Source organism: Gilliamella sp. B2887, assembly GCF_026537015.1.
Taxonomy (GTDB): domain Bacteria; phylum Pseudomonadota; class Gammaproteobacteria; order Enterobacterales; family Orbaceae; genus Gilliamella.
Map to the genome: position 1 here is coordinate 23,541 of NZ_JAFNMX010000013.1, position 21,154 is coordinate 44,694.

General features: G+C 35.3%; 19 protein-coding genes. 5 read left to right on the forward strand and 14 right to left on the reverse strand.

What is annotated here, in order from left to right; translation table 11 throughout:
• Nucleotides 1-73: 73 nt before the first annotated feature.
• On the reverse strand, nucleotides 74-793 hold the full coding sequence (locus J3U13_RS09975) for a phosphatase PAP2 family protein (protein WP_267341842.1): 720 nt from the start codon (nucleotides 791-793) through the stop codon (nucleotides 74-76).
• Between the two features lie 96 nt (nucleotides 794-889).
• Here J3U13_RS09975 and ribA point away from each other — a divergent pair, with 96 nt between their 5' ends.
• A complete protein-coding gene (gene ribA / locus J3U13_RS09980) occupies nucleotides 890-1,501 on the forward strand; it encodes a GTP cyclohydrolase II (protein ID WP_267341843.1) in 612 nt (203 codons plus the stop codon).
• Between the two features lie 117 nt (nucleotides 1,502-1,618).
• On the opposite strand, the gene J3U13_RS09985 is transcribed toward ribA, so the two are convergent.
• From J3U13_RS09985 to zipA, 4 genes are all read right to left on the reverse strand, one after another.
• The gene (locus J3U13_RS09985; RefSeq protein WP_267341844.1) at nucleotides 1,619-1,807 is read right to left on the reverse strand and encodes a 2-hydroxymuconate tautomerase; all 189 of its coding nucleotides are present in this window, start codon (nucleotides 1,805-1,807) and stop codon (nucleotides 1,619-1,621) included.
• Nucleotides 1,808-1,816: 9 nt separating this feature from the next.
• On the reverse strand, nucleotides 1,817-2,332 hold the full coding sequence (luxS, locus tag J3U13_RS09990; protein ID WP_267341845.1) for an S-ribosylhomocysteine lyase: 516 nt from the start codon (nucleotides 2,330-2,332) through the stop codon (nucleotides 1,817-1,819).
• 61 nt (nucleotides 2,333-2,393) lie between these two features.
• Nucleotides 2,394-4,430, reverse strand: coding sequence for an NAD-dependent DNA ligase LigA (ligA, locus tag J3U13_RS09995; protein WP_416380214.1), 2,037 nt, complete (start codon nucleotides 4,428-4,430; stop codon nucleotides 2,394-2,396).
• Between the two features lie 221 nt (nucleotides 4,431-4,651).
• On the reverse strand, nucleotides 4,652-5,563 hold the full coding sequence (gene zipA, locus J3U13_RS10000) for a cell division protein ZipA (RefSeq protein WP_267341847.1): 912 nt from the start codon (nucleotides 5,561-5,563) through the stop codon (nucleotides 4,652-4,654).
• A 392-nt stretch (nucleotides 5,564-5,955) separates the two neighbouring features.
• Between zipA and J3U13_RS10005 the strand changes: the two genes are divergently transcribed.
• Both J3U13_RS10005 and J3U13_RS10010 read left to right on the forward strand, forming a co-directional pair.
• Complete coding sequence (locus tag J3U13_RS10005; protein WP_267341848.1) at nucleotides 5,956-7,152, forward strand: efflux RND transporter periplasmic adaptor subunit; 1,197 nt, start codon at nucleotides 5,956-5,958, stop codon at nucleotides 7,150-7,152.
• A gap of 19 nt (nucleotides 7,153-7,171) precedes the next feature.
• Entirely contained in the window at nucleotides 7,172-10,384 is a 3,213-nt protein-coding gene (locus tag J3U13_RS10010) for an efflux RND transporter permease subunit (RefSeq protein WP_267341849.1), read from the forward strand.
• A 185-nt stretch (nucleotides 10,385-10,569) separates the two neighbouring features.
• Here the strand turns inward: J3U13_RS10010 and ruvC are convergent, their stop codons facing one another.
• The 7 genes from ruvC to J3U13_RS10045 form a co-directional block, all read right to left on the reverse strand.
• Entirely contained in the window at nucleotides 10,570-11,058 is a 489-nt protein-coding gene (ruvC, locus tag J3U13_RS10015) for a crossover junction endodeoxyribonuclease RuvC (RefSeq protein ID WP_267341850.1), read from the reverse strand.
• The gene (locus J3U13_RS10020; RefSeq protein WP_267341851.1) at nucleotides 11,058-11,801 is read right to left on the reverse strand and encodes a YebC/PmpR family DNA-binding transcriptional regulator; all 744 of its coding nucleotides are present in this window, start codon (nucleotides 11,799-11,801) and stop codon (nucleotides 11,058-11,060) included. Before J3U13_RS10020 ends, ruvC begins: the two co-directional genes overlap by 1 nt.
• A gap of 624 nt (nucleotides 11,802-12,425) precedes the next feature.
• On the reverse strand, nucleotides 12,426-12,722 hold the full coding sequence (gene fis, locus J3U13_RS10025) for a DNA-binding transcriptional regulator Fis (RefSeq protein WP_034883623.1): 297 nt from the start codon (nucleotides 12,720-12,722) through the stop codon (nucleotides 12,426-12,428).
• 7 nt (nucleotides 12,723-12,729) lie between these two features.
• Complete coding sequence (dusB, locus tag J3U13_RS10030; RefSeq protein WP_267341852.1) at nucleotides 12,730-13,737, reverse strand: tRNA dihydrouridine synthase DusB; 1,008 nt, start codon at nucleotides 13,735-13,737, stop codon at nucleotides 12,730-12,732.
• Nucleotides 13,738-13,773: 36 nt separating this feature from the next.
• Complete coding sequence (prmA, locus tag J3U13_RS10035; RefSeq protein ID WP_267341853.1) at nucleotides 13,774-14,640, reverse strand: 50S ribosomal protein L11 methyltransferase; 867 nt, start codon at nucleotides 14,638-14,640, stop codon at nucleotides 13,774-13,776.
• Nucleotides 14,615-16,066, reverse strand: a complete 1,452-nt coding sequence (panF, locus tag J3U13_RS10040) for a sodium/pantothenate symporter (RefSeq protein WP_267341854.1) — start codon at nucleotides 16,064-16,066, stop codon at nucleotides 14,615-14,617. The genes prmA and panF overlap by 26 nt, the downstream gene beginning before the upstream one ends.
• A gap of 7 nt (nucleotides 16,067-16,073) precedes the next feature.
• The gene (locus J3U13_RS10045) at nucleotides 16,074-16,310 is read right to left on the reverse strand and encodes a YhdT family protein (RefSeq protein ID WP_267341856.1); all 237 of its coding nucleotides are present in this window, start codon (nucleotides 16,308-16,310) and stop codon (nucleotides 16,074-16,076) included.
• 174 nt (nucleotides 16,311-16,484) lie between these two features.
• Between J3U13_RS10045 and ilvC the strand changes: the two genes are divergently transcribed.
• Together ilvC and J3U13_RS10055 are read left to right on the forward strand one after the other, a co-directional pair.
• Nucleotides 16,485-17,963, forward strand: coding sequence for a ketol-acid reductoisomerase (gene ilvC, locus J3U13_RS10050; RefSeq protein ID WP_267341858.1), 1,479 nt, complete (start codon nucleotides 16,485-16,487; stop codon nucleotides 17,961-17,963).
• Between the two features lie 298 nt (nucleotides 17,964-18,261).
• Nucleotides 18,262-18,843: a cell division protein ZapC domain-containing protein gene (locus tag J3U13_RS10055; protein ID WP_267341860.1), complete on the forward strand. Its 582-nt coding sequence runs from the start codon at nucleotides 18,262-18,264 to the stop codon at nucleotides 18,841-18,843.
• 421 nt (nucleotides 18,844-19,264) lie between these two features.
• Here the strand turns inward: J3U13_RS10055 and J3U13_RS10060 are convergent, their stop codons facing one another.
• Nucleotides 19,265-20,365 carry a YcbX family protein gene (locus J3U13_RS10060; protein WP_267341861.1) on the reverse strand — a complete coding sequence of 367 codons (1,101 nt, stop codon included), beginning with the start codon at nucleotides 20,363-20,365 and terminating at the stop codon, nucleotides 19,265-19,267.
• Between the two features lie 301 nt (nucleotides 20,366-20,666).
• Entirely contained in the window at nucleotides 20,667-21,152 is a 486-nt protein-coding gene (gene greB / locus J3U13_RS10065; protein ID WP_267341862.1) for a transcription elongation factor GreB, read from the reverse strand.
• Nucleotides 21,153-21,154: the final 2 nt, after the last annotated feature.

The following is a 21,154-nucleotide window of genomic DNA, read 5'->3' on the forward strand; positions in this document are numbered from 1 at the left end:
GACCTTTATATTTTTTAATTTTACTTAAACGTCTATATCACTTGAAACATCTTTATCAAATGTCAGTTAAAAATTATCTCTCTACTATATGCCATTTTTGTGAATAAAAATAGCATATTAATGAAATGGCCCAAGCGAGTAAAATACCTAATAATAAATCAATTGGGCTATGCATACCTAGTGCGAGTCGACTGATCTCAATTAGTAATGCCCATACAATAATTGCAGTAACAATAATATAATGCCGTCTAAATCCTAATAAAGTGATTGCAAGAAATGCCCATGTTGCTGAAAATAAAGTATGTCCAGAAGGTAGGGAATAACCTGTTTCACTTTGCCAATGCTTGCTTAACCAATTTGGAATGATTTTTGAATTATTCAACTTTTCAGAAATAAATTGTTGTTTTTCTGATTTAGGTAACAAATAAAATTGCTTATCGCTAAGATGAAATTCTTTTGTCATCCAAAGTACATAAGGTCGTGATTCTGCTGTTTGAGATTTTATAATGGTTTTGACTATTTGCCCACCTAATATTGCACAAACAAGACAAAACCATAATGCAATCATCTTTTTTATTGTTTTATTTGTTAATAAACAACAAAATATTATAAAAAAAACAGTCGATGTCATCATCGCCCAAGGAAAACTGGCAGTTTCTGTTATATAGAAAAAATATTTTGATGTATCATTTAATGATTCTGGTTGCCAATGCCAATTTATGGCTATAATAACTAATGGTATTATTAACATAATGGCAAGAGTAGCCATTGTTTTTTTTATTACAAACCCCATTTATAGACTCAATTTAACACTCATTGCTAAATAGTTTAGCATGGAAGATGGCTTTTTTTAAAAGTCTATTTATGTTTTATTTAAACGGAGATGATAATGCAATTAAAACATGTTGCACAAGCAAAATTACCAACACCATGGGGATGTTTTACTATCGTTGGATTTGAAGAAATTGCAACAGGGAAAGATCATGCGGCTTTAGTGTTTGGTGAAATTTCCGGCAATACTCCAGTTCTTACTAGAATTCATTCAGAGTGTTTAACTGGGGATGCTTTATTCAGTTTGCGTTGTGATTGTGGTTTTCAGTTAGAATCAGCTTTAAAGCAAATAGCTAAAGAAGGTCGCGGAATTTTAATTTATCATCGTCAAGAAGGTCGGAATATAGGTTTACTCAATAAAATCAGAGCATATGCACTGCAAGATAAAGGTTTTGATACGGTTGAAGCCAATGAGCAATTGGGTTTCGCCGCTGATGAACGTGATTTTACCCTTTGTGCCGATATATTAACTTTGCTTGGAGTTTCGCAAATTCGTTTATTAACTAATAATCCTGAAAAAATAAAAGTGCTTGAACAGTCAGGTATTAAAATTGTTCAAAGAGTGCCATTAGAAGTTGGAGAAAACCCAAATAATGAACACTATTTAGAAACAAAAGTGAATAAAATGGGGCATTTATTGCATTTACATCATGGCAACTGCAATCATTAGCCAAATCAGACTGAAAAAATATCAATTTAGTTTAGCTAAACCTCAAAAATCATGATGTTTTGAGGTTTTAATATTTAACAAACGAAAAAATAAAGATTTATTCAATCATCGTTATGATTAATCGTTATCACAGCGCAATATACCACCATTAGCGATCTGATCTTTTGATAGTTCATGCATAATGATTTGTACTGCTTCTGGTTTACAGTTAAGCGTTTCAGAGATAGCTGCGGTTACACGTTTTGCCATTTCTCTTTTTTGTTCTACTGTGCGACCTTCCAAAAAGTCGATAACTACATTTGGCATAAAATTCTCCTAGTCATTCATTTTGGCAAGCTGTTCATCGGTTAATGCGATTGCCTCATTATGGCATATACCGATACCTGATTGGATAATTTTTTCTGCAATGGCTTTGGCTTCATCTAATGAATGCATTTTGTAGGTGCCACATTGGTACTCATTCAGTTCAGGAATTTGATTTTGCGATGTCACCTTTAAAACATCTTGCATAGATTTTAACCATGCATCGACAACGAACAATTCATCCGGTTTACCTATGAGACTCATGTAAAATCCAGTACGACATCCCATTGGTGAAATGTCGATAATTTCAATGTATTCACTGTTAAGATGATCACGCATAAATCCGGCAAATAAATGCTCTAAAGTATGAATTCCCTTTTCAGGTAACAATTCTTTATTGGGAATGGTAAAACGCAGATCAAACACTGTTATGCTATCGCCTTTGGGCGTTGCCATAGTTTTGGCTACTCGAACAAAAGGTGCTTTCATTTTCGTGTGATCCACTTTAAAACTATCTAGTAATGGCATAATTTTTTCCTTCATTGGTTTTCGGTATTTTAATCAAATTAATCTCGACAACCAATATTTTTTATGATAATTGAGTAAGTAAATTTAACATTTCTTGCTCATCGATGACTTTAATACCAAGTTCTTGGGCTTTATCTAACTTAGAACCGGCTGCTTCTCCGGCTATAACAAGGTCGGTATTTTTAGATACACTTCCTGTTACTTTCGCGCCCAGTTGTTTTAGTTTATTTTTTGCTTCATCTCGGGTTAACACTGATAGCGTACCGGTCAATACTATTGTTTTACCTGCAAATGGCGAATCAACAATAGTTGTCTGTGCGTCAGGAGTAATATCTTGCCAGTGTACATTGATGTCGTCACTGGTTAATTGCTCAATTACTTTTCGGTTATGGGGTTCTTGAAAGAAATCTATGATACTTTCCGCAATCACAATTCCAATATCATTTACAGTCTGCAGTTGCTCAAGAGAGGCATTTTCGATTGCGGATAAACTGCCAAGTTGGTTGGCTAAATTTTCCGCAGTCACTTCACCAACATTAGGAATACCAAGAGCAAAGATAAATCGGCTTAATGTGGTGTTTTTAGATGCATTTAGCGCATTCAATAAGTTATTCGCCGATTTTTCACCAATTTTTTCTAATGAACATAGGGTAGGAATATTAAGTTTATACAGGTCCGCTGGGGTTCTAACGTAATCTTTATCGACTAATTGTTCAATAATCTTGTCACCCATCCCATCTACATTCATTGCTCGTCGAGAGACAAAATGTTTTAAAGCTTCTTTGCGTTGTGCTGGGCAAATTAATCCACCTGCACAGCGTGAAATTGCTTGTCCTTCGTCTCGAACAATTAGTGAACCACAAATAGGGCAGTGAGTTGGGAAAACAATTTCTTTTGTCTCTTTAGGTCTTCGATCTAATAAGACGGCGACAATTTTAGGAATCACATCACCAGCTCGGCGCACTGTCACATAATCACCTTCGCGTATACCTAATCGGGCTATTTCATCACTATTATGTAGTGTAGCGTTACTGACAATAACGCCAGCAACAGAAACAGGCTCAAGTCTTGCAACTGGTGTAATTGCTCCTGTGCGCCCGACTTGAAAGTCTACTTTATTTAATTGCGTCACTTCTTCTTGTGCTGGAAATTTAAATGCCGTTGCCCAGCGTGGTGCACGTGCAACAAAGCCCAGTTCATTTTGTAATTCAATGTTATTAACTTTAATGACAACACCATCAATATCAAAACCCAATGACATGCGCTGTTCGCCAATTTGTTTAAAATAGCTTAAAGCGGCTTGGGCGCCTTGTCGTTTTTCTACTTTTTCACTCACAGGCAATCCCCAAGCTTTGAATTGCATTAAACGATCATAATGGGTATCAGGTAGTGAAGATCCTTCAACAATACCAACACCATAACAATAGAATGATAATGGTCTTTTAGCAGTAATTTTAGGATCTAATTGCCTTAATGAACCTGCGGCGGCATTACGAGGATTGGCAAATACTTTTTCGTTTCGTTTTTCTGCATCAGCATTAAGTTTGGTAAAACCTTTATGAGTCATAAAGACTTCACCCCGTACTTCTAAGCGCCTAGGAATATTTTCACCCATTAACACCAGAGGAATGGTTTTAATTGTCCGTACATTTGCGGTGATGTCTTCTCCAGTTGTGCCGTCGCCACGCGTTGCAGCCTTTGAGAACTTTCCATTTTCATACAATATACTTACCGCTAAGCCATCAAGTTTTAATTCACAGCAATATTCAACTTGTTCATTTTCACTTAAATGAAGACGATCCTTAACTCTCTTATTAAAGGCGATAAAACTCGATTCATCAAAAACATTATCAAGTGAAAGCATCGGCAGTTCATGTTTAATCGAGTCGAATTGAGCTAAAGGAGCGCCGCCAACTCGTTGAGTGGGAGAGTCAGTTGTGATCAGATTTGGATGCTGTTGCTCTATCGTTTGCAGTTGTTTTATTAATTTATCGTATTCAGAGTCAGGAATTTCAGGCGCATCAAGTACGTAATAGCAATACTCATGATGTCTGATTAGATTGCGTAATGAAGTCAATTGTTCTGTGACATCTTTAATCGATTCAGGTTTCTTGGCTGAATGTTCTGTTTTAGTTGATAGTGGCATGATAATAGGCTCTTAAATTAAAAGATAGCTTTTAGGGAAATCATCAAAATTGCTTAATTAATGAAACATGCAGTTATTAAGTCAATTAATCATTGCATTATATAAATTTTTGTTTATAGCCACCAAATGGAGTTGGTGGCATTTTGTTAAAGAATAGTAGAAAGTTTTTGCGATTAAATTTCGTTGCAGGCTTTTTTAATGCGATTTTTGTAACTATCAATTTTTTGTGGCGTTAACATACGATGTTCATCATCTAAAACCACACCATTAACATCATCAGCGACACGCTGGGCTGTTTGTAGCATTAATTTAAAATTTTGTTGATTGTTGCCTTCGGTAGGTGCAACCATGAAAATAGATACACCAGGCGTTGTAAATTCATGCATTGTTTCAGGATCTAAGTATCCAGGAGTGACCATATTGGCTAAACTGAACAGTACCGGACCATTACCTGCGGGATCAACATGACGATGAAATATTCTCATATCACCAAACTGGAAACCTGATTGCATAATACTTGCTAGGAGTACATCACCTTGTAATAATTTACCATTAATCCCTTTTATATTGAGAATAATAATTTCGGTATTGTCTTCGTCAAATTTATTTAAACTACCTTTCTGTGTCTTAGTGTCTTTTGCTCGTGATTGCTGATTATCTGTTTTTTCTTCGTTATGTTGAGTAGTTTGCTGTGGTTGTTTTTTTTCTTGTAATTTTTTATCGTCGAAAGAATCGTTGTTTATTTTGATGATTGGTTTCGGATCATCGTTGGTTTCATCCATAGCTTGTTCTTCATCTTCATTTACAAATAACTCTTCTTGCTGAGGTGGTACTTCCTCAACCGGCTCTTTAGGTGTATGATCTTCGTGCCCACTAATTTTTTTATTTCGAGTGATTAGAATTACGTCATCTTCGATTGTATCAATGAAGTTATTTTCATTTTGTTGGACATTTTTTTGATTTTTTTTCTGTTTTTCCGAACCAAAAGAATAAAGTTCTCTTTTATTGATCCAAAACCCATGAATCAATAGAGCTATAATGACTAAGGACGCAACAACAATTAGAACAATACGTAAATTATCCATAATAACCATCTCAGAATTAAATTGAATATAGAGTCAAATCATTCAATCTTAAGAAAAATTGAATAAAATGATTACGGAGTACAACAAATGTAAATTGAAACCACTTGAACGATACTTCCTTTACAGATTGCTAGTATAGCATTTTATTTTGGCTTTTTTATAGCACAAAAACCCAATTAGCCTATAATACTTTATTTCTTAAAAGAATCATATTTAACAGTATCGTTTATTTCTTTATCATATTCCTGTTTTGTTATTTTTAGAACTCTGTGCTATTAACCTGTAAAGATACTTACATTTTTTGTATTTTTTTTGTAAAATCGCCCGTTATTTTTTAAAAATTTAATTCATTGTTATCTAAATAATTATTAAGTTACCGAGGTCTTTCTTATATGAGATTTAATAAGTTGTTACTTACTCTGCCAATGGCATTAACTAGTCTATTGTTATTAACCAGTTGTGATAATCATCAGTCACAAAATGGTAATGGCCAATTACCCAAGGTAACTGTGTTTAAAGTAGAGCCTTTAAATTACACACTGAAAATCAATTTACCAGGGCGGGTTGTTGCATCACAAATAGCAGAAATAAGACCACAAGTTGGTGGAATTGTTTTGAATCGAGAATTTGAAGAAAGTTCAAATGTTAAAGCCGGTCAATCACTTTATCAAATTGATCCTGCTATTTATCAAGCAAATTATGATAGTGCCGTTGCTAGTGTAGCAAGTGCAAAGGCTAATGCTAATATCGCACAACTTACTTTAAAACGTTATGCTGGATTATTAAAAACAAAATCGATAAGCCAACAAGAATACGATAAAGCGGCCGCTGATGCTAAACAAGCTGATGCCAGCGTATTGGTTGCGCAAGCGGCAGAACATACTGCTAAAGTTAATTTAGATTATACTAAAGTATACTCACCAATTGATGGCTATATTGGTAAATCAAGTGTGACTGAAGGGGCTTTAGTATCAGCAGGACAAGCAACACCACTTGCATTAGTGCAAAAACTCGATCCCATTTATGTTGATATGACGGAAGCAGCGACACGTTATAATAAATATCTTCAAGATGAAAACATCATTTATGAGCCAGCCACAGGGGATAATGTAGAACTGTTTTTTAATGATGGTTCAAAATACGCATTACCTGGTAATGTTAAATTTTCAGATATGACTGTGAACGAAACAACTGGAACAGTAACGTTACGATCTCAATTTTCAAACAGTGAAGGTAAAATTTTACCGGGTATGTTTGTTAAACCTCAATTGACATTAGGAACCATTAAAAATGCCGTATTAGTTCCTCAACAAGGTGTTACGAGTAATCAAAAAGGTCAATATACTGCCAAAATATTAAAACCAGATAATACGGTTGAGTATCGTCAAGATATTAAAGTTTATACTGGAATCAGTGGTTATTGGATTGTAACCAGTGGTATTAATATTGGTGAACAAATTATTACTACAGGTCTACTTAATTTAACTGCTGTTGAATCTGGTATGCCTATGAAAGCAGAAGTTGTTGGTGAGCCTGCTACTCTTTCTCAAGAACAGTTAGATAACATCATCAAAAACAATGTGAAATAAAACAGGGGTAGATTTAATTATGGCTAAGTTTTTTATTGATAGACCTGTTTTTGCATGGGTAATTGCTATCATGATGATGCTGGGCGGTGCTTTATGTATTAAGCTACTAGCTGTTGAGCAGTATCCTGATATAGCGCCTCCTGCTGTGACTGTTTCTGCGGTTTATCCGGGTGCCGATGCGCAAACTATTGAAAACACTGTTACGCAATTAATTGAACAAAACTTGACGGGTTTGGATAATTTGATTTATATGAAATCAACCAGTAGTGCTCAAGGTGTGGTACAAACTACGTTAACCTTTGCCCCTGGTACGAGTCCAGATTTTGCACAAGTACAGGTTTTAAATAAAGTAGAAAGTATAAAATCACGTTTACCCGAAAGCGTTCAAAAAAATGGGGTGTCGGTTGCTAAAAATAACACTAACTTCCTGAAAGTTATCGGTTTCTATTCTACTAACCCTCAAAAAACGCAGGCGGATATTGCCGACTTCATTTATTCAACGGTACAAGATCCTATTCGTCGTGTTCAAGGGGTTGGAGACACTCAGTTATTTGGTTCGGAATATGCAATGCGTGTTTGGTTAGATCCAAACAAACTGACTTATTTCAATCTATCTATTGAAGAAATCGTTGCTGCTATTCAAGCGCAAAATGCGCAGGTAACAGCAGGGCAACTCGGTGCTTTACCTGTAACGAAAGGGCAAGAGCTCAATGCCACTATTACGGCTCAATCACGTTTAAAAACACCCGAGCAATTTCAAAATATTTTAGTCCGTGTTAATACTGACGGGTCAAATGTTTTATTAAAAGATGTGGCAACGGTTGAAATTGGTGCCGCTGATTATAACTTTCTTTCGCGTTATGATGGTAAACCATCCGCTGGTTTAGGTATTTATTTGGCAACCGGTGCGAACCAATTAGATACGTCAGCACAAGTTGATAAAAAGATTCAGGAACTGTCTCAGATTTTTCCTGAAGACATTAAATTTGCGTATCCTTACGATACAACACCGTTTGTTAAATTATCCATTAATAACGTAATTCATACATTGATCGAAGCAATTCTTTTGGTTGTTATCGTAATGTATGTATTTTTACAAAACCTTCGTTCTACACTCATTCCAACTATTACAGTACCTGTTGTATTGTTAGGTACCTTTGCAGTTTTATACATTTGTGGATTTACTATCAATACGTTATCTATGTTTGCAATGGTCCTTGCTATCGGTCTTTTAGTCGATGATGCCATAGTAGTTATTGAAAACGTCGAACGTATTATGCATGAAGAAGGCCTATCCCCTTATGATGCAACCGTTAAATCAATGGAACAAATCACTTCTGCATTAGTAGGGATAGCCGTTGTACTTTCAGCTGTATTTGTACCAATGGCATTTTATGGTGGTGCTGCTGGGGGAATTTATCGCCAGTTCTCTATTACCATTGTAACTTCGATGTCTCTATCTGTGTTGGTGGCAATTGTATTAACACCTGCACTTTGCGCACAAATTTTAAAAGCGCCATCAAAAAATAAAGTTAAGAAAAAAACGTTTGGTGAAAAACTTGTCACTATCGCTCCATTTTGTTGGTGCTCAGCTGGGACAAAATGGTTTTTTAATAAATTTAATAATTTATACAACAAAAGTTTGCATGCCTATGAAAAAGGTGTGATTCAGTTTATACGTTACCCAGTTATTTCATTTGTTTGCTATGTCTTGATTGTTGTGGGCTTAGTATTTGGATTCAACCGATTACCAACGGGTTTCTTGCCAAATGAAGATCAGGGTGTATTGATTGTGCTGGTTGAATTACCACCAGGCTCAACATTAGAACAAACGATGGGAGTGCTGGATAAAACTTCTAACTTCTATATGACACAAAAAGCCGATTCAGTAAAAGAAATCTTCACCGTTGCTGGTTTTAGTATGGTTGGTCGTGGACAAAACATGGGGCTTGGCTTTATCCGATTAAAAGATTGGGATGAGCGTAAACGTCCTGATCAAAAAGTGGATGCATTAGTTGGCAGTGGTTGGGGATTTGCATCAACGATAACTGAAGGTCGTGTAATTATCGCCAATGTACCAGCAGTACCATCACTTGGTATGGCTAATGGTTTCTCTTATATGTTAAAAGATTCTGCTGGTCTTGGTCATGATGCTTTGATGGGTGCTTTTTTCCAACTATTAGGTATGGCCGCGCATGAACCTCAATTACAGCAAGTTCGTCCAGGCAGTATGTTAGATGTTCCACAATATAAAATTAATGTGGATTTTGAAACTGCTCAAGCTCTTGGTGTGGCGGTAAGTAGTGTTAATACGGTACTTTCAACCGCATTAGGTTCTGCTTATATTGATGATTTTGTTTATAATAACCGTGTTAAAAAAGTTTATTTACAATCTGATGCGGCTTATCGAATGCTACCTGATGATTTCAGTTTTTGGCATGTAAAAAATCAAAAAGGTGAAATGGTCCCTTATGATGCTTTTGCAACCACAACCAAAAGTTATGGTTCACCTTCGCTTGTTCGTTATGATGGTGTAGCTGCAATGGGAGTGAGTGGTTCAGCTGCGCCAGGCATGAGTTCTGGTCAAGCTATGGCTGTAATGGAAGAATTATCTAAAAAGTTACCTAAAGGTTTCTCATTTGACTGGACAGATATTTCTTATCAAGAACGTCAAACAGGCTCTCAAACGACAACACTTTATATTATTTCAATCATTGTTGTATTCTTGTCATTAGCGGCTTTATATGAAAGCTGGACTGTGCCGATTTCAATCCTATTTGTTATCCCATTAGGCATTATTGGTACCGTATATGCCACTATGTTTAGAGGCCTTGATAATGATATTTACTTTATCGTAGGTCTATTAACTACAATGGGATTATCTGCTAAAAATGCTATTTTGATTGTAGAATTTGCCAAAGATGCACTTGAAAAAGAAGGTAAATCATTAATTGATGCAACGTTAGAAGCTTGTCGTTTACGTTTACGTCCAATTTTAATGACATCATTTGCATTCATTTTAGGTGTGTTACCATTAGCGCTAAATAGCGGGGCTGGATCTGCAAGCCAAAATGCGGTAGGTACTGGGGTAATCGGTGGTATGATAACGGCAACATTTTTAGCAATATTCTATGTTCCATTGTTCTTCTTGTTTGTAACAAAACTGTTTACTAAACATAAGAATAAAGTCGTTTTACCTACTAACTATAGCGGTAACACCGATAAAAGTTGATAATAGATAACATATTATCCATGTATTTTAAAAGCACCAATAGTATTGGTGCTTTTTTTATGCACGTTATCAGTCAGGATTGAATTAATTATTGAGTTTAATAATATGTTAGGAGTGATTAAGCTTAAGAATGGTTTTTTTTATTATTGTTAAGGTCATACGCAGTGAACGATGTAAGAACTGATTTATTGATAAGATTTGATTGATTGTTGACACATATGGGCATGTGTAATGGCTATAGCTAATGCATCTGCTGCATCGGCCTGAGGACTGGCAGGTAACTTGAGTAATAATTTTACCATATGCTGTACTTGCTTTTTGTCGGCTGCACCCGTTCCAACCACACTTTGTTTGACTAAGCGTGCTGCATATTCGAAAACGGGTAAGTTATTATTTACTGCTGCGACAATGGCTGAACCTCTAGCCTGGCCTAATTTTAAGGCTGAATCAGCATTACGTGCCATAAAGACTTGTTCAATAGCAAACATATCAGGTTGAAATTGTAGTATAATTTCACTTACACCTGCATATATGCGTTTTAAACGGTTGGGAAGATCATCAACTGCAGTACGAATGCATCCGCTGCCAAGGTAGGTAAGTTGTCGTCCCGTTTGACGAATTACGCCGTAACCTGTCAAACGAGAACCGGGATCGATGCCAAGAATAATGGCCATTAGAGCGTTGCTGCCACCTCGTCAGAAACTTCACCATTATGATAAACTTCCTGAACATCATCACAATCTTCAAGCATATCAATAAGACGAAGTAATTTAGGCGCAGATTCAATATCAAGATCAACTTTAGTTGATGGGATCATTGATACTTCTGCTGCTTCAGACACTAAACCTGTTGCATCAAGGGCATCTTTAACTTCACCAAATGATTCTGGGGTTGTGAACACATCAATTGCACCATCATCATAGGTAACAACATCCTCTGCTCCAGCTTCAAGAGCTGCATCCATTACTTGATCTTCATCCGTCCCTGCTGGGTATGAGATAACGCCTTTTTTCGTGAATAAATACGAAACAGAACCATCAGTACCTAAATTACCCCCAGTTTTGGTAAAAGCATGGCGAACTTCAGATACAGTACGATTACGATTGTCACTTAAGCATTCAACCATTACCGCAGTACCTGCTGGTCCATAACCTTCATAGATGATCGTTTCCATATTAGTATCATCTTCGCCACCAACACCACGAGCAACAGCTCTATTCATGGTGTCTCGTGTCATATTGTTAGATAATGCTTTGTCCATAGCAGCACGTAGACGAGGGTTAGACGCTGGATCGCCACCACCGATTTTAGCTGCAGTTACAAGTTCGCGAATAATTTTGGTAAAGATTTTACCGCGTTTTGCATCTTGTGCTGCTTTGCGGTGTTTGGTATTGGCCCATTTACTATGACCTGCCATAAAATTCTCCAGATAAATAATTTAAAATCGGTGTATTTTAGCAAACTTTAACTAAAAATTCATTATCAATATGATGATAAGTTATACTAATAAGTGAGTTGAAATTCTGAATCAATGACAACATTATTGTTATAATGACCAATCTTTTAAGAAATATTTTATTTTCTAAAAATCAAAATATTAACTTATATGAATCATATAATTGGTTAATTAAAGGAATTTTTTCAATGCATTAATAATGATTGAGAGCACCATTTGGATTGATAAGCATTGCATGAAATTCTTATCAGTTGGAAGAAGGCTCATCAAAACGTATAGATGGTTTGTTAGTGAAATGTATGAAACGCCATTCAAATCCACAATAGATATTTACCTATCATTCTAAATGCCCATCGCTTTGATGAATTTGATATCATTTATTGGTATGTGTGATCTTATTCAGGATAATTCTTTTTATGGTGTGTCCACAGTGACTTAATATCGTTTTTGAAAAAAAGAAAGGATAGTGTCAATATTACTGTTTAAAAAATAGCATTTTGCTTGATTTTAAATTGTTTTATCGCAATAAAAAACGCCCAACATATAGGCGTTTTCAAAATATTGCAAATCTATCAAATAGAACGATTAACTCATTCCATATTGTTTTAATTTTTTACGAAGCGTGCCTCGGTTGATGCCAAGCATATTTGCTGCACGAGTTTGATTACCGCGTGTATATTGCATAACCATATCAAGGAATGGGTGTTCAACTTCAGCTAACACTAATTCATATAGATCTGTAGGATCTTCACCATTTAACTGAGATAAATAGTTTTTCAAAGCTTGCTTAACAGAATCTCGCAATGGCTTTTGTGTTATTTGATCCTGCGAATTTACAGTTGTAAATTTAAGTGCTGCAGCTGTAACGCGTTGTTCTGACATAGTATTCTTAACTCTTTTGGTTGTTTCTAATTTGACTAAAAAATGCTATTAGTGTTTTAACTTGCTCACTTGTATTGCTAAGTACACTAAATAAGCGCCTGAATTGATCGCTATCAGCATAATCCTTGGTATACCAATTTACATGCTTTCTGGCAATCCTTAATCCTTTATATTCTCCGTAAAGTTGATAAAGCTCATCAAGGTGTGATAAAACAACTTGTTCTACCTCATCAATACTTTTACTTTTTTTTAACTGTCCATGTGATAGATAGAATGCAATTTCTTCAAATATCCAAGGTCGACCCTGTGCCGCTCGGCCGATCATTATAGCATCAGCTTGCGTATATTGAAAAACTTCTTTTGCTTGTTCTGGTGTACGAATATCGCCATTAGCAATAACCGGAATCGTAACCTTTTCCTTTACTGCCTTGATTGATTCATATTCTGCCACGCCATTGAATAAGCAAGCACGGGTTCTTCCATGAATAGTAATAGCCTTTATGCCACAATCTTGAGCTATTTGTGCTATTTCAATGCAATTTCTATGATCTTTATTCCATCCAGTCCGCGTTTTCAATGTTACCGGTACATCAACTGCACCGACAACTTTCTGCAAAATTTTTTTTATTAGTTCTGGATACTGCATTAATGCAGAACCGGCTAACTTTTTATTAACTTTTTTAGCTGGACAACCCATATTGATATCAATCAACTGAGCGCCATGTTTGACATTAAATTCCGCAGCTTTTGCCATTTCATCAGGATCAGACCCAACAATTTGTACTGCACGAATACCAACATCATCATTTGAGATCATTCTCAAAGTGGATTTATCAGTATGCCAAACATCTGAATTTGCTAAAAACATTTCTGAAACTGTCATTCCTGCACCATATCGATAACATAATTTCCGAAATGGTTTATCGCTGATTCCAGCCATTGGTGCAGCAATTAAATTATTTTTTAATTTAATTTCACCAATTTTTAGCAAATTAAGGGCGGCTATATTACGCATTTTTTCACAAACTTAAAAGGGGGTAATGTTAATTTTTTACTTTTTTTTACCAGTAATTCGGCACCATTCTTCTTGTTCAACGACAGGATCTAAATCAAAATGTGGTTGATAAGCGCTCCAAACGCTTGATGATTGAGAGGCCAAAATACCAGACAAGCCGAGTTCACCATGAGATTTTACAAGTTTATTTATTTGGGGTTCGAGTTCTTTTAAAGGACCTGCCAAAATATTAGCTACAATGACATCTGCTTGTAAATTATCAGGAATATCTTTAGCTAAATAGAGTTCAAGTTTGTCATCCACACGATTACGTTGTGCGTTGTCATGGCTAGCTTGAATTGCTTGAGGATCGATATCAATACCAATTACACGTTTTGCGCCTAATTTTAGTGCTGCGATAGCTAAAATACCAGAACCACAACCATAATCGATAACTAATTTATTTTTCAGATCTAAACTTTCAAGCCATGTTAAGCATAATGCAGTCGTTGGGTGCGTACCAGTACCAAATGCTAAACCTGGATCTAACATGACGTTAACCGCATTGGGATCAGGAACATCACGCCAACTTGGGCAAATCCAAAGTCGCTCACCAAACTGCATAGGATGAAAGTTATCCATCCATTCACGTTCCCAATCTTTATCTTCTAATGGTTCAATTTTATAGGAATATTGCTCAAGATTTAATACAGCCTTTAATTCATCTGTATTGGTTTGAGCATCATAAAGACCCACTACATCCGTATTTCCCCAAAGTTTTGTTTCACCAGGTAATGGCTCAAAAACAGGGTTATCATAGGTATCTTGAAATGTGACTGATACCGCGCCAGATTGTTCTAGTCGTTCGCTAATTTCTTCTGCAAATTCGTTAGTCGTATTAATTCTGAGTTGAATCCAAGGCATAATTTTTCCCCGAGTTGCCAAACATATTGGCAATGATAAAAACAAATAATCCAATAATCAGTGAAGGTACAATTGGATGGAAAGAGTAAATTTTAATGTTATAAACTGCTAATAAAATATAGCTAATAGCACCAGCAAACATGGAGCATAATGCACCTGTTGCATTGGCATTTTTCCAGTATAAACCTAACACCAAGGGCCATAAAAATACAGCTTCAAGTCCCCCAAATGCCAGTAAATTTAACCAAATAATCATATCGGGAGGATTCCAGGCTGCTAAAATAAGCAATCCACCAAAAATAATAGTAATGATAACTGATACACGGGTTAACATCTTATCAGTGTAATGAGTGTCCGGTTTTATGCTTAAAAACAGATCTTTTATTAACACCGATGAAACCTGTAATAATTGAGCATTAATTGTTGACATGATTGCAGCCAATGGTGCCGCTAAAAAGATGCCAGCAGCCAATGGCGGCATTACATTAATGATTAAAGTTGGGACGATTTGATCAGGAATGGTTAAATCGTCAATAATAGCACGCCCAAGTACGCCTGATAGGTGCATTGTTAACATAATAATGGTTACAACAACCGTACCAATTATAATACCTTGATGCACAGCTTTACTATCTTTATATGCCATACAACGCACAGCAGTATGCGGTAATCCAACCACACCAAAACAAACTAGTATCCAAAAAGAGGCCATGAAAGGAAAGTCCATAAAGTTATCAGGGCCTTGTGGTGTTAAAAGCGCTGGATTAATTTCATTTAAACGATGAATAATCGCTGGTACTCCTCCTCCTGAATAAATAATAGCAGTTAACAGCAAAATTGCACCTATAATCATTACTAAACCTTGGAAAGCATCATTTAAAATGCTTGCTCTAAAGCCTCCAAAAGCGGTGTAGATGACGGTACCAACACCAAAAATTAGTAATCCGATGTCATATGGAATGCCGACTGAGGATTCCAATAAACGGGCGCCACCAACAAACTGCACAGTCATTGCCCCAACAAAAGCAACCACTAATGCGATACTGGCAAACCAAACGATGATTTTACTTTTGTAATGTGCATAAAGCATGTCACTTAAGGTTATCGCATTATATTTACGCGCCAAAATAGCGAATTTTTTACCTAAAATTCCTAAAGAAAGTAAGACCGTTGGCACTTGAATCATCGACAACAATACCCATCCAAGTCCATATTTATAGGCCGCTCCCGGACCACCGATAAATGAACTTGCACTAATATAAGTGGCAGCTAAGGTCATAGCGAGTAAAAAACCGCCCATGGTTCGATTACCAATAAAATAATCAGTAAATTGATTAACTTTTTTTCGTTTTGCATAAGCGTAAATGGATAATGCAAAGACAAAAATAAGATAAATAACTAGAGGTAAAATAATATCTAAATGCATTTTTTAATCACTTAGTTTGCTCTAATGAGATGTTTTTGAATAGAAATTTCACAATGATCCAGCACAATAAAATAAAACCTAAAGGGACCATCATGCAAGATAGTTCAAACCATAAAGGCAACCCTAAAAAGCCAATGCTATCACCGACGCAATAAGCACAAACCATCCACCCAATAAGGTAAAGAATAGTTAATAACAGCGATAGTTTAGCTTCTTTATTTGCTTGCTTGTAACGTGGATCCATAATGATTTATAGGTGAGTTGAAAGTGGCTTAGAGTAAAAGAAAGTGTGTAACTTAGCAAGTATGTTGCAATTTATGCAACATAGTATTGTAAATATATCAATTTTCGCAATAATAAAAGTACTATATAGTGTTTCATAATTCGAATATAAACAATCCAACTCATGGAGAGAATGATGTCAAATTATTTTAATACCCTAAATTTACGTGAAAAATTAGAACAACTAGGACAATGCCGTTTTATGGATCGTGATGAATTTGCTTCAGAAGCAAATTTTTTAAAAGGTAAAAAAATTGTTATTGTAGGTTGTGGTGCACAAGGTCTGAATCAAGGACTTAATATGCGTGATTCAGGATTGGACATCTCTTACGCATTACGTAAAGAAGCCATTGCTGAAAAACGCGCATCATGGAAAAAAGCAACTGAAAATGGTTTTAAAGTTGGTTGTTATGAAGAACTTATTCCTACCGCGGATCTTGTTATTAATTTAACGCCAGACAAACAACATTCTGCTGTGGTTAAAGCTGTGCAACCATTAATGAAACAAGGTGCTGCACTGGGTTATTCTCATGGGTTTAATATTGTTGAAGTAGGCGAAAAAATTCGTTCTGATATTACCGTTGTCATGGTTGCACCAAAATGTCCAGGTACTGAAGTGCGTGAAGAGTACAAACGTGGATTTGGTGTGCCGACACTTATTGCTGTTCATCCAGAAAACGATCCAAAAGGTGAAGGTTTAGCAATCGCTAAAGCATGGGCTGCTGCTACTGGTGGACATCGTGCTGGTGTTTTACAATCATCATTTGTTGCCGAAGTTAAATCCGATCTAATGGGCGAACAAACCATTCTTTGCGGTATGTTACAAACCGGTTCATTGCTTTGTTTTGATAAACTTGTTGCAGATGGTGTAGATCCTGCTTATGCCTGTAAATTATTACAATTTGGTTGGGAAACTATCACCGAAGCATTAAAACAAGGTGGTATTACGTTAATGATGGATCGTTTATCAAATCCTGCTAAATTGCGTGCTAATGCATTAGCTAAAGAATTAAAAGTGATCATGACCGATCTTTACCGTAAACATATGGATGACATTATCTCTGGGGAATTTTCTTCAACGATGATGAAAGACTGGGCAAATGATGATGCTAACTTATTAAAATGGCGTAAAGAAACGGGTGAAACAGCATTTGAAAAAGCAGCAGAATACCAAGGCAAAATTGATGAGCAAGCCTACTTTGATCAAGGTGTTGTGATGGTTGCTATGGTTAAAGCGGGTGTTGAACTTGCTTTTGAAACCATGCTTGAATCAGGAATCTTACCTGAATCTGCTTACTATGAATCCTTACACGAATTACCATTGATTGCTAATACAATTGCCCGTAAACGTTTATATGAAATGAATGTAGTCATTTCTGATACCGCTGAATATGGAAATTATCTTTTTGCTAATGCGGCTGTACCACTTTTAAAAGAAAAATTTATGCCGATGTTGCAAGCGGGTGACCTTGGTAAAGCCATACCTGAAGGTAGTGTCGATAATGCCCAATTACGTGATGTAAATGAAGAGATCCGCAATCATCCAATTGAAAAAGTAGGTCGCAAACTACGCAGCTACATGACGGATATGAAACGTATTAATGTAGCCAGTTAATTACTGAGTCAATTTGATTGGAATGAAAACAAAAGGTGCCAAATGGCACCTTTTTTGTTGGTTAATGTTGTAAAAAAGTTTGAGATTACACCTACGTTTCAATAAAAAAAGTATTTAATACATTTAGATCTAAAAATAGTCAAAACAGCGTATTGAAATCATTTTTATTGATCAAATATGAGTATAAAGTTTTTAAAAATTAGATAATTAAAATTTTTTTATTATAATTTTTTATTTATTTCTTATTCAAATTATGTTATATTCCATCATTTACTTATATTGCGGAGGTAATATATCAATGAAGATGGCTTTTCGACCAACTGATGGTTGGCGTTGGTATTTTGATCGTGAATACGATAGTTTAATGCTGGAAGTTTCATCTGATATGTTGTTCCGTTCTTGCTACCCAAGTAAAATGTTAATTCCTGATGTTTTCAGTGAGTTTTCATTTTCTGTTAGTGATGCTGCATCTTATTACCAATTTCACAATAGTTGTCATTCATTAAATTTGACAGAATCACAAAAAATTCAATTATCGATTAACGGCATTGTCGCAGCTAATTTTTTAAAACCTCAAATGCCAAAAAGTTGGTACTTTTCTCAACAATCCGTTTCATATATACCAAAAGTGGCTGATATTGTTAAAGTTCATATGCAAGAAGATGGATTTGAAGTTTGTATGTTGGTTGTTGAGGTTGGTGAACTTGCATCACTGTGTATCATTGCTCAACCAACTTTTTTCTCAATGAATAAAACGTTTTATTTTTCAGAGGCGATTAAAGTAATGAATGATCGACTTATTTTAGCGCAACAACATTCCCATCCTGAAAATTCAATGGTTTTAGATGAGGAACAAATAGCATTGAAGGCGATTTCTTAATCATATTTAATTAAAATGAGTAGCTATATTCTACTCATTACTGTTTAATCCATTTCTCTATTTATACTGTAATCTAGATTTCAATTCACATGGAACAGAAACAAAATAATGCTTTACCTGGATTTTAAATCAAGTACATTACTGCATTGATTAAAATCTGCCTTACTCAAGGTATGAGCCAATTGAATATAACTTATAGGTAAGTGAGATTGGTTAAATGAGTCTGTGTTAATTGTTAAAAAATTTTTTCCTTTCTTAAATCGTTAAATACAACTTTATCGTGATCCAAATAAAAGACAGAAGTAGAGATAAAACTGAATAAAATCAAGAAATACTTAAACGTTGATGCTAACTTCATATTAATATTGCACGAATAATCTATTCGTTACATTGATTAAAAATATCATTGATTCTTATGTAATTATTTTAATAATTGTATGACGATATCACTCATAGGTATACAACTGCACGCTAAAATGGTGTTATTTTGTTTAACTCCAGATTGCGTTAAGGATTTAACTTGTCCTTTTTTTAATAACACTGAGCATCGACCGCATACACCAGCCCGACACGAATAGGGAAGTGAAATAGACTGTTGTTCAAGTTGCTCTAATAGCGTTTGTTGATTATTACCTTCAAATTTTGTATTTTCAAAAGTAATAATGCAAGATTGATGGTTACTTGGTTGTTCTTTAGGAAAATTTTTAATATAACGGGTAGCGGGTTGGCGTTCAAGTATTTCAACTTTATCACCGACAGATACTGTTCCATGATTTCGAGCAATCATATTCATGCCAAAATTAATATTTCCTTCCAAATTCGATCTAAAGTAACCTAATGTTTTTAAAGGTTCATTATTAGGTAATGGTTCTGTTGAATTGATATTGAATGTGGTTAATGCACAACGAGTACAAGGTTTTATGATATCAAACAGGACTTCACCAATTTTAATTGTTTTCCAACCATCTTCGGCAAAAGGTAATGCACCATCAATAATAATATTGCCTCGAAATTGTTGGATATCAAGCTTAACAGGGCACTGTTGCTGCAAATAATTAAAGGAAGCTTGATTTAATAATAAATAAGGGTAACCATCAGCAAAACTTACCGCTGTTTGTGGATAGCGTTTGATTCGTCTTGTTAGATTAGAACCAACCCAGCGTAATTGCACATCTTTTTGAAGAAAATGACTAAAAAATTGATTCACTCTAATTGGCGCAATTTGCGCAGTAAAATGGTTACCCCACACTTCGGTTGGTTCAACATTTTTCGAAAATTCATCCAAATTAAAACAAATTTTTTCTAATGAAGGCAACGAAACAGATACCTCATTACCCACAACCGATGTTCGAAGCTTTAACAATTGGGGAAATTCTCTGGCGGTTATAAATGTTCCATCAGGTTCACTTATCATCATGATTCGATCATGTTCAAAACCTCCATCAACGGTATTGGAGGTTTGCAAGGAGAGACCTGAAAGTGATTTAATTGGAAATATGTATAAATGATTGACTGAAATCATAATTTTGATGATACATAATAAAAAATTATTGTAATTGTAACCTTAATAATTCATAATTTGTAGCTAACATCTTCTATTTACATGCATATTGTTGATCACTACTTAAGTAAATTTGTAAAAGTATGGAATAGTATTTATTGGATTTGAAACATGTTCATTATCCCAGTAAAAAATGATCTCAATTAATTTTTTATTCTTTCAAGTCGGTAACCTCAAATCAATATGGTTGCTTATTTTTTATTGAAAAAATCAGTACATGATATGAATATTCTTCTTTTTTATCATGAGGTGGTTAAAATCATTATTCATTTAATTGAGAATAACTGATCTCTAAAATATAAAAAAAAGTGTTACCATTTGGTGTTAGGACCAATATTTCATCATCCACTTTATGACCAATTAACGCTCGGGCAACGGGGCTATTGATGGAAATCCAATTTTTTTTGGGATCAAATTCGTCAGCACCAACAATACGATAAATATGCGATTTGCCAGCATCATCTTCTAATTTCACCCAAGCGCCAAAAAAGACTTTGCCTTCTTGTTTTGGATCTGGATCAACAATGGTTAATATTTCTAATCTTTTTGTTAAAAACCGAACACGTCTATCGATTTCTCGCAATCTTCGCTTACCGTAAATGTATTCTGCGTTTTCACTGCGATCACCTAGTGCTGCGGCATCGGATACGGCTTGAGTAACGCGAGGTCTCTCTTCCCGCCATAAATATTTCAATTCACGATCAAGTGCCAAATAACCTTCTCTTGTTATATAATTAGCTTTTTGCATGA